This window comes from Pseudomonas sp. R4-84 (assembly GCF_054130985.1).
On sequence record NZ_CP096390.1, the window covers coordinates 5,438,471 to 5,454,503 of the forward strand.

12 protein-coding genes, 1 tRNA gene and 1 pseudogene are annotated in these 16,033 nt (G+C 61.2%); 3 read left to right on the forward strand and 11 right to left on the reverse strand.

Annotated elements, in window-relative coordinates; all coding sequences use genetic code 11:
• The 5 genes from cysW to dibA all read right to left on the reverse strand — a co-directional run bounded on the left by cysW (position 1) and on the right by dibA (position 5,475).
• Positions 1-870: a sulfate ABC transporter permease subunit CysW gene (cysW, locus tag M1D68_RS24530; RefSeq protein WP_420767760.1), complete on the reverse strand. Its 870-nt coding sequence runs from the start codon at positions 868-870 to the stop codon at positions 1-3.
• 13 nt (positions 871-883) lie between these two features.
• Entirely contained in the window at positions 884-1,702 is an 819-nt protein-coding gene (gene cysT / locus M1D68_RS24535; RefSeq protein ID WP_434608463.1) for a sulfate ABC transporter permease subunit CysT, read from the reverse strand.
• A 147-nt stretch (positions 1,703-1,849) separates the two neighbouring features.
• A complete protein-coding gene (locus M1D68_RS24540; RefSeq protein ID WP_434561330.1) occupies positions 1,850-2,863 on the reverse strand; it encodes a sulfate ABC transporter substrate-binding protein in 1,014 nt (337 codons plus the stop codon).
• Positions 2,864-2,990: 127 nt separating this feature from the next.
• Positions 2,991-3,173 carry a sulfur starvation response protein OscA gene (gene oscA, locus M1D68_RS24545; RefSeq protein WP_030138496.1) on the reverse strand — a complete coding sequence of 61 codons (183 nt, stop codon included), beginning with the start codon at positions 3,171-3,173 and terminating at the stop codon, positions 2,991-2,993.
• Positions 3,174-3,567: 394 nt separating this feature from the next.
• The gene (dibA, locus tag M1D68_RS24550) at positions 3,568-5,475 is read right to left on the reverse strand and encodes a phosphodiesterase DibA (protein ID WP_457968712.1); all 1,908 of its coding nucleotides are present in this window, start codon (positions 5,473-5,475) and stop codon (positions 3,568-3,570) included.
• Between the two features lie 145 nt (positions 5,476-5,620).
• On the opposite strand from dibA, the gene desA reads away from it, so the two are divergent.
• Complete coding sequence (gene desA / locus M1D68_RS24555; protein ID WP_420767752.1) at positions 5,621-6,805, forward strand: delta-9 fatty acid desaturase DesA; 1,185 nt, start codon at positions 5,621-5,623, stop codon at positions 6,803-6,805.
• A 309-nt stretch (positions 6,806-7,114) separates the two neighbouring features.
• Positions 7,115-8,104 (forward strand): GGDEF domain-containing protein, encoded by a 990-nt coding sequence (locus tag M1D68_RS24560; RefSeq protein ID WP_420767751.1) that lies wholly within the window; start codon positions 7,115-7,117, stop codon positions 8,102-8,104.
• A gap of 41 nt (positions 8,105-8,145) precedes the next feature.
• Here M1D68_RS24560 and M1D68_RS24565 read toward each other — a convergent pair whose 3' ends face one another.
• From M1D68_RS24565 to gabD, 3 genes are all read right to left on the reverse strand, one after another.
• Positions 8,146-9,360, reverse strand: coding sequence for an HDOD domain-containing protein (locus M1D68_RS24565; protein WP_457968714.1), 1,215 nt, complete (start codon positions 9,358-9,360; stop codon positions 8,146-8,148).
• A 148-nt stretch (positions 9,361-9,508) separates the two neighbouring features.
• Positions 9,509-10,786 (reverse strand): 4-aminobutyrate--2-oxoglutarate transaminase, encoded by a 1,278-nt coding sequence (gene gabT, locus M1D68_RS24570; RefSeq protein WP_420767749.1) that lies wholly within the window; start codon positions 10,784-10,786, stop codon positions 9,509-9,511.
• A gap of 171 nt (positions 10,787-10,957) precedes the next feature.
• Positions 10,958-12,400: an NADP-dependent succinate-semialdehyde dehydrogenase gene (gene gabD / locus M1D68_RS24575; protein WP_420767748.1), complete on the reverse strand. Its 1,443-nt coding sequence runs from the start codon at positions 12,398-12,400 to the stop codon at positions 10,958-10,960.
• Between the two features lie 350 nt (positions 12,401-12,750).
• On the opposite strand from gabD, the gene M1D68_RS24580 reads away from it, so the two are divergent.
• Positions 12,751-12,827 (forward strand) — tRNA-Arg (locus tag M1D68_RS24580).
• Between the two features lie 103 nt (positions 12,828-12,930).
• Here the strand turns inward: M1D68_RS24580 and M1D68_RS24585 are convergent.
• The 3 genes and pseudogenes from M1D68_RS24585 to M1D68_RS24595 form a co-directional block, all read right to left on the reverse strand.
• Positions 12,931-13,548, reverse strand: a complete 618-nt coding sequence (locus tag M1D68_RS24585; protein ID WP_457968716.1) for a hypothetical protein — start codon at positions 13,546-13,548, stop codon at positions 12,931-12,933.
• Positions 13,545-14,117 carry an RNA polymerase sigma factor gene (locus M1D68_RS24590; RefSeq protein WP_434651198.1) on the reverse strand — a complete coding sequence of 191 codons (573 nt, stop codon included), beginning with the start codon at positions 14,115-14,117 and terminating at the stop codon, positions 13,545-13,547. Before M1D68_RS24590 ends, M1D68_RS24585 begins: the two co-directional genes overlap by 4 nt.
• A 177-nt stretch (positions 14,118-14,294) precedes the next feature.
• Positions 14,295-15,972: pseudogene (locus tag M1D68_RS24595) on the reverse strand (vWA domain-containing protein).
• Positions 15,973-16,033 lie beyond the last annotated feature (61 nt).

The following is a 16,033-nucleotide window of genomic DNA, read 5'->3' on the forward strand; positions in this document are numbered from 1 at the left end:
TTATTCCTCCGCGGCGCTGGCGCGCAGGCGGTTGATTCGGTTTTCGCTCCACTGCTTGAGCAGCAGGATGAAGAGCGCCAGGATCAGCAACAGGCTCGCCACGGCGAACGCGGCCACGTGGTTGTATTCGTTGTAGAGGATCTCGACATGCAGCGGCAGGGTGTTGGTCACCCCCCGAATGTGCCCGGACACCACCGACACCGCGCCGAACTCGCCCATGGCCCGGGCGGTACACAGCACCACGCCATAGATCAGGCCCCACTTGATGTTCGGCACGGTGACATGCCAGAACATCTGCCAGCCATTGGCGCCGAGCAGGCGCGCGGCCTCTTCTTCCTGGGTGCCTTGTTCCTGCATCAGCGGGATCAGCTCACGGGCCACGAACGGCACCGTGACGAAAATCGTCGCCAGGACGATGCCCGGCAGCGCAAACACGATCTGGATGTCGTGATCCGACAGCCACGGCCCGAAAAGCCCCTGGGCGCCGAACATGAGCACGTAGACCAGGCCCGCGATCACTGGCGACACCGAGAACGGCAGGTCGATCAGCGTCACCAGCATGCTCTTGCCACGGAATGAATATTTACTCACGCACCACGCGGCGCTCACGCCGAACACCAGGTTCAGCGGCACCGAAATCAACACCGCGAACACCGTAAGTTTGAGCGCCGATAAGGCGTCAGGCTCAAAGATTGCCGCGAAGAACGTCCCAAGGCCGGACTTCAAGCCCTGGGACACGACGATGAACAACGGCAGCAGCAGAAACAGCGCAAAGATCAGCCAGCCGAGGCCAATCAGCACGCGCCGCGACGTCGCGCTGCCGCGACGGGCGGCGTTGGTGGAAGCGGCGGAAATAGACGATTGGGACATGGTTCGCGCCTCCTTATGGGGTTTCGATGCGCCGCTGCAGCAGGTTGATCAGCAGCAACAGGACGAAGGAAACCACCAGCATCAGTACGCCGATGGAAGTGGCGCCGGTGTAGTCGTATTGGTCGAGCTTGACCATGATCAGCAGCGGCAGGATCTCGGTTTTCATTGGCATGTTGCCGGCGATGAAAATCACCGAGCCGTACTCGCCCACGCCACGGGCGAAAGCCAGGGCGAACCCGGTCAACCAGGCCGGCAACAGCGCCGGCATCAGGATGTGTCGGAACACCTGCCAGGGTTTCGCCCCTAGGCAAGCAGCGGCCTCTTCGACCTCACGAGGAATGTCGGCCAGCACCGGTTGCACCGTGCGCACTACGAACGGCAGCGTCACGAAGGTCAGCGCCAGGGTAATGCCCAGCGGGGTGTAGGCGATCTTGAAACCCAGGTCGGTGGCGAACTGGCCAACCAGGCCGGTCGGCGCATACAACGCCGTCAGCGCGATACCGGCCACGGCGGTGGGCAGGGCGAAGGGCAGGTCGATCATCGCATCGATGACCTTGCGGCCGGGGAAGGTGTAGCGCACCAGCACCCAAGCCAGCAGCGTGCCGATGACGCCGTTGATGATCGCGGCACACAGCGCGGTGCCGAAGCTGAGCTTCAAGGCAGCCAGCACCCGCGGCGCCGAGATAATCGCCCAGAACTGATCCCAGGTGAGTTGGGCGGCATGCACGAACATCGCCGCCAGGGGTATGAGCACAATCAGACTGAGGTACACCAGGGTGTAGCCCAGCGTCAGCCCGAAGCCGGGTATGACGGGGGATATGCGACGCGACATAAAGGTCCTTGGTTGAGACTCACAGGGTGCGGAGCCTGTGGGAGCGAGCTTGCTCGCGAAAGCGGTGTATCAGGCAACATTGATATTGACTGTACTACCGCCTTCGCGAGCAAGCTCGCTCCCACATGAAATGCGCTCTATTGCAGCTTACTGCGCCTGATAGATCTGGTCGAACACACCGCCATCGTTGAAGAATTTCGGCTGGGCAGTTTTCCAGCCGCCGAAGTCCTTGTCGATGGTCACCAGCTCCACCTTCGGGAACTGGCGGGAATACTTGGCGGCCACGTCCTTGTCACGCGGGCGATAGTAGTTCTTCGCGGCAATTTCCTGGCCGGCCGGGCTGTACAGGTGCTTGAGGTACGCCTGGGCGATCTCGGCATTACCTTTTTTCTCGGCATTCTTGTCCACAACCGCCACCGGCGGTTCGGCGAGGATCGACAGCGACGGCACGACGATATCGAACTTGTCGGCGCCACCGTCTTCTTTCAGCGCCAGGAAGGCTTCGTTTTCCCAAGCCAGCAACACATCGCCCTGGCCGTTGTTGACGAACGTGATAGTCGAACCGCGGGCGCCGGTGTCCAGGATCGGCACGTGCTTGAACAGCGCTTGCACATATTCCTTGGCCTTGGCCTCGTCGCCACCGTTGGCTTTCAAGCCATAGGCCCAAGCGGCGAGGAAGTTCCAGCGAGCGCCGCCGGAGGTTTTCGGGTTCGGCGTGATGACCGACACGTCATCCTTGATCAGGTCGCCCCAATCCTTGATGCCCTTGGGGTTGCCCTTGCGCACCAGGAACACGATGGTCGAGGTGTAAGGCGTGCTGGCATCTGGCAGGCGTGTTTGCCAGTCCGCTGGCAGGGATTTGCCCAGCTTGGCGATTTCGTCGATGTCGCCGGCCAAGGCCAGGGTCACCACGTCGGCGCGCAGACCATCGATCACCGCCCGGCCTTGCTTGCCCGAGCCGCCGTGGGACTGTTGGATCTTCACCGTGTCATCCGGATGCGCTTTCTTCCAGAAACTGGCGAATTCGGCGTTGTACTCTTGATACAACTCGCGGGTCGGGTCGTAGGACACGTTGAGCAGCTCGTAATCCTTGGCAACCGCGGAACCTGCAAAAACAGCGCTGGCCAGGGCGGCCAAGGCATAACGGCGAATCGACGACATGGTGAAAGCTCCTGGAATTCTGGTTTTTATGGCTTCTGGAATCGGATGGCTTGCAGCAAGGATCAGCCGCCTGCGACAGCGCCCACGCCACAGCCCCCCGGTCGGAGCTGCCGTAGGCGGCGATCCTTTAACTCGGTTTCTGACTCGGTTGCTGCAGGCGGAATTTTTCCTTGCGCTCGATCTGGACCACCTGCGCGTTGTGCACCGTGATTTCCACCGCGCCAAAGCGCAGGTCACGCAATGCGCTCTGGATCTCGCGCAAGATGGTTGCTTCGTCCTGGCCGTCAACGCTACGTAGGGATGCGCTCATGCTGCTGCTCCTTGTATGAATGCCTGGCAGTGGGCGGCACTGCTTGCGGCGTGGGAGCAATACTAGATAAAGCGGGATATTCTTAAAAAGACTATTTAAGAATTTTTATATAACCAAAATACCAACTCTAATTTGGCGTCCCTACGATGGATCTGATCGTGGGTCCTTTTCCCTGCCAAAGCCTCGGAGATTTATCATTTGGAGACGAAGGGGGTGGCGGCGCCCGCTGAGGGATAGACCGACATCGAGGCAAGCTGAGCCGACGCCATCGCGAGCAGGCTCGCTCCCACTGGAGTGCTGTGTCGAAACGAATCTCAAGGTCAAAGCCAATCCAATGTGGGAGCGAGCCTGCTCGCGATGGCGGCGTATCAGTCAACATCAATGCCACTGGTGATCAGGCAATCACCGGCGCCCGATCCCAATCCAACTGCGACGCAGCCACCGGCCGGCCAAACCAATATCCCTGCCCCAGCTCACACGCCTGGCCCAGCAGAAACGCCGCTTGCTCCTGTTGTTCAATGCCCTCGGCATGCACCTGCATGCCCATGCTGTGAGCCAGGGCGATGATCACGCGAACGATCGCCGCGTCATCTTCATCCCAGGGCAACCCGGCGACAAACCCCTGGTCGATCTTCAGTTTCTGCACCGGCAAACGCTTGAGCCGCAGCAGCGATGAATAACCCGTGCCGAAGTCATCGATGGCCAGGCGCACGCCCAATTCGCGCAAACGGTGCATTTGTTCCAGCGCGACTTCCGGGTCTTCCATGACTGCGCTTTCGGTGACTTCCAATTCGAGCAGGGCCGGGTCAAGGCCGGTCTCGTGCAGCACGCGGGCGACTTGCTCATACAATTCGCGACGTGCGAACAGGCGGCTGGAGACATTGACCGCCACGAACGACAGCACCACCCCGGCCTGCTGCCATTCCCCCATCTGGCGACAGGCCTGCTTCATGACCCAGGCATCGATCTGGGCGATCAGCCCCGTACGCTCGGCGATGGGAATGAACTCGGCCGGCGACACCAGCCCACGCGTGGGATGCTCCCAGCGTACCAGGGCCTCGACCCCGACCAGACGGCTGGTCGCCAGGTCGTGTACCGGTTGGTAATGCACGCGCAGTTCGTCTTGCTGCAGCGCGCGTCGCAGCTCGAACCCGATCTCCACCCGCTGTTGGGCATGGGTGGTGAGTTCTTCGGTATACAAGGCATACCCATCGCGCCCACTGCTCTTGGCCTTGAACAGTGCCGAATCGGCGTTGCGCAGCAATTGCTCGGCGCTGAGAGCGTCGCCGGGAAACAGGCTGATACCGATGCTGGCGTTGATAAACAGCGACTGTCCGCCGAGCTGCAAAGGCTCTTTCAATACATCAAGGATGCGCCTGGCCAAGGCCGCCGCCTGCCCTGGCTGAGAACAGTTTTCCACCACCACCGCGAACTCATCGCCGCCTAGCCGGGCCAGGGTGATGCCCGGCGCGAACAACCCGAGAAAGCGCTGGGCCACGCCTTTGAGCAATTCATCTCCCACGGCGTGGCCGAGGCTATCGTTGATGTTCTTGAAGTGGTCGAGATCCAACAGCAGCAGCGCGCACCCACGCTTGTGAAGCTGCGCCGATGCCACGGTTTGCTCGGTGCGGTCGCAAAAAAGCAGGCGATTGGGCAGGCCGGTCAGCGGGTCGTGACGGGCCAGGTGCGCCAGCTCATGCTCCGAATCCTTGATTGCACTGATGTCGGAAAACACCGCCACGTATTGACTGACTTCGCCCTCGTCATCGACAACGGCACGGATGGTCTGCCATTGCGGATAGATCTCTCCGCTTTTGCGGCGGTTCCAGATTTCGCCGCTCCATTCGCCACGGCTGGACAGCGAAGCGAACATTTCCCGGTAGAACGCCGGGCCATGCCGGCCGGACTTGAACAGGTTGGGTTGACGGCCCAGCACCTCGTCGCGGGCGTAACCGGTGATCGCCATGAACGCTGGGTTGACATGCACGATCAGGCCTTGACGGTCCGTGACCAGGACCCCTTCGCGGGTGCAATCGAAGACGGCGGCGGCCTGGCGCAATCGCTCACGATCGACAGTGCCCTCGCCCCTGCGCAAACCACGCGCGATGCGCACCCGAGCCATGAAAATCAGCACGGCGCTGACCAGCGCCCAGGCATAACCGTTGATCAGTTGCCAGCGAAGCCGGTCGGCGGAATCATCGAAGAAACTGCTCAGTAAATAACCAACCAGCTGCAGCCAGGCAACGGATAGCAGAAGGTAAATCAATGCCCCGCGCATGGCGGTGCGTTGAGAGTTGGTCATGCGGCCGTCCATGTCCCTGTAATTTGCGGGGATTATAAAGTAAGAAACATCCTGCCACTCTTATCTGAAAGGCCGACTGGTTTTCTCCCTCGGGCTGGTGATAATGCAACGGCAGTTTCTATTTTTATCGAGGGCCCTACAGCCTATGTGGTACGAAGGTTTTCTTGGCTTGTCGCCCTGGTCGCTGGTGGCAGTCACCCTGCTGATGACCCACGTGACGATCATCAGCGTCACGGTCTACCTGCACCGTTATTCGGCTCACCGTTCCCTGGAACTGAACGCCGGTCTCAAACATTTCTTCCGCTTCTGGCTGTGGCTGACCACGGCGCAGAACACCCGCGAGTGGACGGCCATCCACCGCAAGCACCACGCCAAATGCGAAACCGAGGATGACCCTCACAGCCCGGTCGTCAAAGGCTTGTCCACGGTGCTGCGCAAAGGCGCCGAGCTGTACCGCGCCGAGGCGCAAAACCCGGAAACCCTGCGCATCTACGGCAAGAATTGCCCCGACGACTGGATCGAACGCAACCTCTATAGCCGTTTCCCGTTGTTGGGCGTAGCGATCATGGGCGTCATCGACCTGCTGCTTTTCGGCACCATCGGCATCACCATCTGGGCCATCCAGATGATGTGGATTCCTGTCTGGGCCGCTGGCGTGGTCAACGGCCTGGGCCATGCCGTGGGCTATCGCAACTTCGAGTGCCGCGACGCGGCGACCAACCTGGTGCCATGGGGCATCCTCATCGGCGGCGAAGAACTGCACAACAACCACCACACCTACCCCAACTCGGCCAAGCTGTCGGTGCGCAAATGGGAATTCGACCTGGGCTGGGCCTGGATCAAGGTCTTCAGCTTCCTGCGCCTGGCGAAGGTTCAGCGGGTCGCGCCGATTGCCCACCGGGTCGAAGGCAAGGGCCATCTGGACATGGACACCGCCATGGCGATCCTCAACAACCGTTTCCAGATCATGGCCCAGTATCGCCGGCTGGTCATCGCGCCGCTGGTCAAGCAGGAACTGGAAAAGGTCGATCACTCGGTCCGCCATCAGTTTCATCGGGCCAAACGCCTGCTGTCCCGGGAAACCAGCCTGTTGGACGACCGCCACCATGTGCGTATCCAGAACATGCTGGAGCATAGCCAGGCGTTGAAAGTGATCTACGAAAAACGCCTGGCCTTGCAGCAGATCTGGGTCAAGACCAGCAGCAACGGCCACGACATGCTCGCCGCCATCAAGGAATGGGTCCACGAAGCGGAAGCCAGTGGCATCCAGTCCCTGCGCGACTTCGCCGACCAGCTCAAAACCTATTCGCTGCGCCCCGCCACGGCCTGACACCGATGTGCGCGGCGGGGAGGTTGTTGTGGCGAGGGGATTGATCCCCGCTGGGTTGCGCAGCAGCCCCAAGACAGCGATGTAGTTATTTCTGACACACCGAGGCAACAGGTTTCAGGGCTGCTGCGCAGCCCAACGGGGATAAATCCCCTCGCCACAGGTTGGGAGCCGTCATCCCCCCGCCCTTCGTCGCCTGAAAAGGAACTTCGCCAGCAATCCCATATCTCAAGAGCACTTCGCCATCCTGGCGGGCTTTGGAGTGAGCGCGTGCAAATCCATAGCAATGCACGTTCCTTGAGATTTGTGCCGATGGTCGATAAGAACCTACAGGATTCATCCCAGCCGCATTGGCCCGAAGCGGCCCAGACACTTATGGCGCTGATGCACGCCCAGGGCGAAGTTGCGCGCCTGAGCGAGCGGGAGCAGCTGTTCAGTTCGCTGTTGGTCAGCGTCAACGCGGTGCTGTGGGCATTCAATTGGGAAACCCGGCAAGTACTGTACGTCAGCCCGGCTTACGAGCGGATTTTCGGCCGGCCTGCGGGCCTGGTGCTGGCCGACTACAACGAATGGCGCGACGCCATCTACCCGGACGACCTGGACTACGCCGAGCGCAGCCTGGCGGAAGTGCTGGTCAAAGGCGCCGTCGAAGATCGCGAGTACCGGATCATCGCCGCCGATGGCCAGATTCGTTGGCTCAGCGACAAATGCTTCATCAACCGTCAGGCTGATCCGGGCCAACCGGTGATCGTCGTCGGCATTGCCGAAGACATCACCGAGAAAAAGCTGCTCGAAAGCGAACTTCAGCGCCTGGCGACCACCGACGTACTGACCCAGAGCAGCAACCGCCGCCACTTCTTCGAATGCGCCCATCGTGAATTTGAGCAGGCACGGTTGCAAGGCACCCCCATGGCGTTCCTGCTGCTCGACATCGATGACTTCAAGTTGATCAACGATACCTACGGCCATCAAGAAGGCGATACGGTATTGCAGAAGATCGCCGAGAGCGGACGCAGCGTGCTCAGGCGCGGTGACTTGTTCGGGCGGATCGGCGGTGAAGAGTTCGCCGCTGTGTTTCCAGGCTGCCCACCGGACATGGCGCTGCAGGTCGCTGAACGTCTGCAACGGGAAATTCAACGCCTGGCGTTCCGCTGTGGCGAGCAAAATTTCGGCATCACCGTCAGCCAGGGCCTGACCGGTATCACCGCCGAAGACCAGACCCTCGACAGCCTGTTCTCCCGCGCCGACGCGGCCATGTACGAGGCCAAGCGTCAGGGGAAGAACCGCATCATCGCAGTTTGATCAGACTTCACCCCTCGCTCCCACAGGGTTAAGCACTGGTTTTACTGACGGCGCAGCCGCATCAATTCCGGCAGCCCGATCTTCAACAATCGCGCCGTGCGGCCCCGAGCCAGTTCTTCCAGGCCTTGCTGGGATGGCAGATGGGCCAGCTGCGCGGCCATGTTCATCACCAGCGCCTCGCGGGAATAGACCCCGCCACCCAAGCCATAGACCGCTGCGATCAATTCCCGCAGCTCCAGCGGCAGCCGCCAGCGGGCGCGCAGTGCCGAGCCGAAGCCAGCGCCGAACGCTTCGAGCGAATCCCCGACCTCCTCGGGCTCATCCAGCTCACCACCGGCTTGCTTCCACTCTTCCAGACAGCGCAACAGCGCCAAGTCGCCCAAGCGATGCAACAGGCCGGCGCAATAGCAGCGCTCCTGATCCAAGTCGAGCAGGCGGGCCATTGTCCGGGCGTACTCGGCGGTGTGCAGCGACAATTCCCAATACCGTTCGGCATAGTCCGCCAGGCAAGGGACACTCAGCCGGGCACAGCGCTTGAGCGTCAGGCCGAGAATCAGATTCATGCTTTGCCCGGTACCGAGCTGGTGCAACGCCTGGGCTACGGTCTGTACGGGGCCGCCGCCCTGGTGCTGGGCAGCACTGTTGGCCGCGGCGATCAGCACTGCGGTGATCTGCGGGTCGGTGCGGATCTCAACTTCCAGCAGTTTCAGATCCAGCCCACCGGGATTGAGGCTACGCTTGATCGCCACTTGCACATCGGTCATCAACGGCGCGCCTTCGGCCAGATCCCGTCGACGCTCCAGGAAAGTCGCCAATGTCAGCGCTGGTCCTGGGATGGGCGCGGCATTGGAGGTGTCTTCACCACTCAAGAGCAGCCCTTGCAGGCGCTGGGTCAGGTTTTCCCGATTCAAGGGTTTGGTCAGGTACGCCGCCGGCGCCAGCGGCAATACCTCCCGCACGCTGGCGCTGTCGTTGCGCTGGCTCACCAGGATGAATGGCAACACGGGGGAGCGGCGCTGCTGACGCAAACCGCGCAAGATGCTCAAGCCATCGACGCCCGGCAGTTCCCAGTCGGCGATGACCAAGTCGTATGGGTGATGGGCCAGCAGCTCCAGCGCCTGCTTTCCTTCGCCACAGGTCTGCACCCGGGCGTCGCAACGCACCTCTGACACCGCTTGCTCCAGCAATTCTCTAGACGCTGGATCGGCCTCGGCAATCAATACGCGCGGTCCAGCGGGTAAATCCACAGCCGTCATGCCGTATCGCTCCCTTGCAATACATGCACCTTAGACAATTGCGCCCGTTCCAGACAGCTCAACAACATCAGCCCCCTTCCTCGGGCATGAAAAAACCCGCCGAAGCGGGTTTTTTGTGGAACAGCGCACAGCTCAGCGCTCGTGAAAATCAGAGCTCGGAGAAGCACTCTTCGATGATCGCCAGGCCTTTGTCCAACTGCTCGTCCGGCGAGGTCAGCGGCACCAGCACCCGCAGGACGTTGCCGTAGGTGCCGCAGGACAGCAGAATCAGGCCCTTGTCCCGGGCCTTGGCCACAACCTGGGCCACTGCCGCGGCGTTCGGCTTGTGGGTGTCGCCATTTTCGAACAGCTCCACGGCAATCATCGCGCCCAGGGCACGCACTTCGCCAATGACCGGGTATTTCTTCTGGATGGCCTTGAGGCCGGTCACCAAGCGCTCGCCAACGGCCTTGCAGCGATCCAGCAGATGTTCTTCTTCGAACACCTCCATCACCGCCAGCGCGGCGGCACAGGCAATCGGGCTACCCGCGTAGGTGCCGCCCAGGCCGCCCGGTGCAATGGCATCCATGTATTCGGCCTTGCCACAGACACCGGCCAACGGGAAGCCGCCGGCGATGGACTTGGCGAAGGTAGTCAGGTCGGCGGCAACGCCCATCTGCTCCATGGCGAAGAAAGTCCCGGTACGGCCGGCACCGGTCTGCACTTCGTCAGCGATCAGCAGGATGCCGTGTTGGTCGCACAAGGCGCGCAGGCGCTTCATGAACTCTTTCGGCGCCACATAGAAACCACCCTCGCCCTGAACCGGCTCGATGATGATGGCGGCAATGTCGCGTGGCTCGGCATCGTTCTTGAAGATGCGCTCGATGCTGGCGATGGAGTCGTCGATGCTCACACCATGCAATTCGTTCGGGTAAAGCGCGCGGAAGATACCGCCGGGCATCAGGCCCATGCCGGCCGAGTACGGTACGACTTTACCGGTCAGGCCCAGGGTCATCATGGTACGACCGTGGTAAGCGCCGGTGAACGCGATCACACCGGCACGGCCAGTGGCGGCGCGGGCGATTTTCACGGCATTTTCCACCGCTTCGGAACCAGTGGTGACCAGCAAGGTTTTCTTTGCGAAGTCACCAGGAACCTTGGCGTTGATTTTTTCGCACAGTTCCACGTACGGCTCGTAGGCCAGGACCTGGAAACAGGTGTGGGTCAGCTTGTTCAGCTGCTCGGTCACGGCGGCGATGATTTTCGGATGCACGTGGCCGGTGTTCAGCACGGCGATGCCGCCTGCGAAGTCGATGAATTCGCGACCTTCAACGTCCGTTACGGTAGCGTTCTTTGCCGATTCGGCGAAGATCGGGTGGATCTGGCCGACGCCACGGGGAACAGCGGCGGTACGGCGGGCCATCAAGTCAGCGTTAGTCTTGCTCATTTACAGTCCTCATTCGCAGCTCAGGGCGGCGTGTCTCAAGGAATACATGGCGGGGAGACAACTGCGGCAGCATGCGATGATCGACTGCCGCAGCGTTCCGGCCACAAGAAACAGAACGGGTGAAACGCGCAAAGGGGCAGCGCTCTCGTGCCCTTCGCGCTTGAAGCGGGATCAGATACCCAGGCAGAGGTATTTGATTTCCAGGTAGTCCTCGATGCCGTACTTGGAGCCTTCACGGCCCAGGCCCGAAGCTTTGATGCCGCCGAACGGCGCGACTTCATTGGAGATCAACCCGGTGTTGACGCCGACCATTCCGTATTCCAGGGCTTCGGCCACACGGAACACACGGCCCAGATCGCGGGCATAGAAGTACGAGGCCAGGCCGAACTCGGTGTCGTTGGACATCGCGATCACTTCGGCTTCGTCTTTGAAGCGGAACAGCGGCGCCAGCGGGCCGAAGGTTTCTTCCTTCGCCACGGCGGCGGTTTTCGGCACGTTGGTCAGGATGGTCGGCTCGAAGAAGTTGCCTTCCATCTGCTTGCCGCCCGCCAGCACGGTCGCGCCTTTGCCAACGGCATCGGCGATGTGCTCCTGAACCTTGGCGACCGCTTTCTCGTCGATCAACGGGCCGGTGGTGGTGCCGTCTTCCAGGCCATTGCCGATCTTGAGCTTGGCAACCGCTGCCTTGAGTTTCTCGGCAAACGCGTCGTACACCGAATCCTGGATGTACAGGCGGTTGGCGCAGACGCAGGTCTGGCCGTTGTTACGGTATTTGGAAATGATCGCGCCCTCGACAGCCTTATCCAGGTCCGCGTCGTCAAACACGATGAATGGCGCGTTGCCGCCCAGTTCCAGGGAAACCTTCTTGATGTCCTTGGCACATTCGGCCATCAACTGGCGGCCGATCTCGGTCGAGCCAGTGAAAGACAGCTTGCGCACGATTGGGTTGCTGGTCAGCTCGCCGCCGATATCGCCTGCGCTGCCGGTAACCACGCTCAGCACGCCTTGCGGAATGCCGGCACGGTGCGCCAGTTCAACCAGGGCCAGGGCCGAGAAAGGGGTTTGCGAAGCGGGCTTGATGACCATGGTGCAACCGGCGGCCAGGGCCGGGCCGGCCTTGCGGGTGATCATCGCAGCCGGGAAGTTCCATGGAGTAATGGCAGCGGTCACGCCGATCGGCTGCTTGATCACGATCAGGCGTTTGTCGGGCTGGTGGCCGGGAATCACGTCACCGTAGATGCGCTTGGCTTCTTCGGCGAACCATTCGATAAAGGAGGCGGCGTAAGCGATTTCGCCCTTGGCTTCGGCCAGCGGCTTACCCTGTTCAAGGGTCATCAGGCGACCGAGATCGTCCTGGTTTTCAATCAGCAATTCGTACCAGCGACGCAGCTTGTTGGCGCGCTCCTTGGCGGTCAACGCACGCCAGGCCGGCAGCGCCTTGTCGGCGGCTTCGATCGCACGACGGGTTTCGGCAGCGCCCATCTTTGGCACAGTGCCCAGCACTTCGCCCGTAGCCGGGTTGGTGACCTTGATCGTCTGACCATTGTCCGCATCGACCCAAGCGCCATCGATAAAGGCTTGCTGGCGGAACAACTGGGTGTCTTTAAGCTGCATGTCGGCTTTCCTTAACAGCACCGCGCGCGCGCGGAGCGAATTAGAGTTGTAGAAAGGCGCCTTAGGGGCTGCCGTCAGGGAAATCATCCACCGGGCTGAAGCACAGAAATAACGCACATAAGCATAGACGTGCGGTTCAGCACCCAGACAAGAGCGTTTGAAATCTCAAACGAATCCTAGGGCCGATGGGGTTGCAGGACAATAGGCTGTTCGAAAAAAAGAACGAAAAAGCCGCATTTGCCTGTTTTTTCTGATCAGCGTAGCCAACAGCCGCCGAGCGAGGCAGAAACAAACGGCAAATCAGCAGCATGGACGCCCGCCATGCTTATGAGTATCATGGCGCCCGCGTTGCACCAGTAGCTCAGCTGGATAGAGTACTGCCCTCCGAAGGCAGGGGTCGTGGGTTCGAATCCCGCCTGGTGCGCCATACCAAAAGCTAGACCTGTCCCGGACAGTCTACGAGCTTCAAAAAACCCGCCCCGTGCGGGTTTTTTGTTTTTGCTGCCTGTGGCGAGGGAGCTGGCATCTTCTCAACGCTTGCGCAAAGCCTCCAACCGCGCCGGCAAGTCCTCCTTGGGAAAACGTTTGTGCAGCGCCAGCAGTTTTTCATCAGCGGCCTTGCTATCTCCTGCCTGCCGCAATTGCAGGATTTCCATCAAGCCCTGCTCCAGCGATGGCAGTGCCGCGGGTGCGGATTTGCTCATTTTCGTCGCTGGCTTTTCCGCCAACAATTGCACAGGGCTGGCCGGGGCTCGGGCCAGCTCGCCCTGGGGCGCCATGCGGGCGATCGGGGCCGGGGCGGGCATGGCCGGCGGTGCTGCGGCGGCGACGGCTGACTTTTGCTGGTCGGCAGAAAACTCGATCGACGCGGGTGCGGCCAACTCATCGTGAGGCAGGGGTGAGCGCAGCACCAGGCCGATCATCAGCGCCACACCGGCGACCGTGGCGAATGCCATCTGCCAACGTGGCCGCTGACAAGCTTGCAACCAGCGCTGCCACAGGCTTGGCACGGGCGCCGGAGCTTCGCGTCGGGCGGTGGCCAGGATAAAGGCGTCTAGCGAGGCCGGCGGTTCGCCGCTGGCGTGCTGACGCAAATGCTCGATCAATATTTTGTCGTCTGCATCCGGAGCGTGTTTGGGGTCGATCATGCGGGTACCTCCTCGGCCAACAGCCGGTGCAATTTCTGTTGGGCGTAACGCAAGCGGCTTTTCACCGTTTCCAGTGGGGCGCCGGTCAGTGCGGCGATCTGCGGCAGTTCCAGGTCGCCATGCAGGCGCAGGAGGAAGACTTCCCGCTGATCCTCGGGCAAGGCCTGCAACGCGGCGTCGAGACGCGCCTGGTCGCGACTCAGGCTCAGTTGTTGCTCGGGGCCGCCGGTGTCGTCGGGCTGGACATGCAGTTGCTCGTCATAACTGTCGTGCAACGGGTTGTGGACGCCATGCTTGCGCCAGTGGTCAATCAAGCGGTTGCGGGCAATCTGGAACAGCCATGTACGAAAACTCGCCCGTCCTTGTGGCTGGGTCGTGCTGCGAATCAGGCTGAGCCAGGTGTCCTGGAAGATTTCCTCGGCCAGTTCGGCCTTGTTGCTCAAGGACACGAGGAACCGATAAAGCCCTTGGCGATGGCGGGCATACAGGGCTTCGAAACAAGCCCCGTCGCCATCTCGGTAGCGGGCCAGCAGCGATTCGTCGCTGGGTGAATCAAGCGCAGCGGGCATGTCGGTGACGAACTCCTTTCTGGTCATTGCAACACAGTCCTGGCAGACAACAAGGGAACCCTGTGGGAGCGAGCTTGCTCGCGATGGCGGTATGTCAGGCAATACACATGCAACTGATCCGACGCCATCGCGAGCAAGCTCGCTCCCACACATTTTTGATCCCCGTTGCGCTCGGGATCAGCGCCTGGCCGCAGGTTCAAGGCTCTGCGCAAGCTCCACCAACTGCACAAACTCGGCGCGCAACCCGAACGGGTCATCGCCACGGGCCGACCGCGCCAGTTGTGCGGTGTCCTTCAGGCTCATCGCGCCTGTGTAGCGTCCATCGCCCTTGAGTTGCTGGGCGAAGGCCGCCACGGACGCCGCGAAGCGCAGGTCATCGCTGGGTTGTTTTTCGCTTTGCGCGCTGGCGATTGGATGCTCGATCAAGCGACTGTTGCCGCCCTCGGCCGGTTTGTAGCGTACACGTAACATGGCCAGTTCGCCGGCCTTGCCATCCGACTTCGATGCGTTGCCATAACGCAGCGGCTCCAGCCAGCCCTTCTCCCCCTTCGGAACAACTTCGTACAACGCCGTCACCGTGTGCCCTGCGCCAATCTCGCCCGCGTCGACTTTGTCATTGTTGAAATCCTCACGTTTCAATGCGCGGTTTTCATAACCCAGCAAGCGATATTCGCTGACCTGGGCCGGGTTGAACTCCACCTGCAACTTCACGTCCCCGCGCCACTACCGCAAGCGTCGAACTGAGCTGATCCACCAGGACCTTGCGGGCTTCGAGCAAGTTATCGATGTAGGCGTAGTTACCATCGCCGGCGTCAGCCAATTGCTCCATCAGGTGTTCGTTGTAGTTATCCACACCAAAGCCCAGCGTTGTCAGGGATACGCCACTTTTACGCTGATCCACCGCCATCTGCTTGAGGCTGTCGAAATCACTGATGCCGACGTTGAAGTCACCGTCGGTGGCCAGCAGGATGCGGTTGATGCCCTTGTCGATGAAGCTTTCCCGGGCCATTTGATAGGCCAGTTCGATGCCCGAGGCCCCCGCGGTTGAACCGCCAGCGTTCAGCTGATCGATGGCGTTGCGGATCTTCACTTTGTCGCTGCCCGGAGTGGGCTTGAGCACCACGCGGGATTCGCCGGCATAAACCACCAGCGATACGCGGTCCTGATCGCGCAATTGATCCACCAGCAGTTTCAACGTGCTTTTGACCAGCGGCAGCCCTTCACGACGGTCCATGGAACCGGACACGTCCACCAGGAACACCAGATTGGCCGGGGCCAGCTCCGCCACGGCGCGGTCGGATGCCTTGATGCCGATGCGCAACAGACGGGTATGAGGAGTCCATGGCGACGGCGCGACTTCGGTAGTCACGCCAAACGGCGAACCATCGGTGGGCAAGGCGTAATGGTAAGAGAAGTAGTTGACCATCTCCTCCAAGCGCACGGCGCCCTCGGGCGGCAGGCTGCCTTGGTTGAGCAGACGTCGCACATTGGCATAGCTGCCGGTATCGACATCCACGCTGAAGGTCGAGACCGGCGTTTCGGCAACGCTATGGATGGGATTGTCCGGCAGCTTTTCGTACTGCTCGCGCGACTCGGCGCGGTAACCCGCGGCGACGGCATCGTTCGCCACGCTTGGGGCAGGCATTGGTGCCGGTTTCATGAGCATGCGCTTGGCCGTCGACTGGCGCGCTTCGGCGATCTCGCCTTGCGGTACAACACTGGGCGCCACGGCCACCGGCTCGGCTGACTTGGCCGCTTCGTGAGACGAAGACAACCCACAACCGGCCAACGTCACCAGCATGGTGACAGCAAAACCCTGGGCGGCAGGACGCATAAAAGACAGTGGGCGGGACATGGGCTGAACCTCGTGGATGGATGATTCGTTCACAAGGTCAGACGTAAGGCCTGCGTGGTTC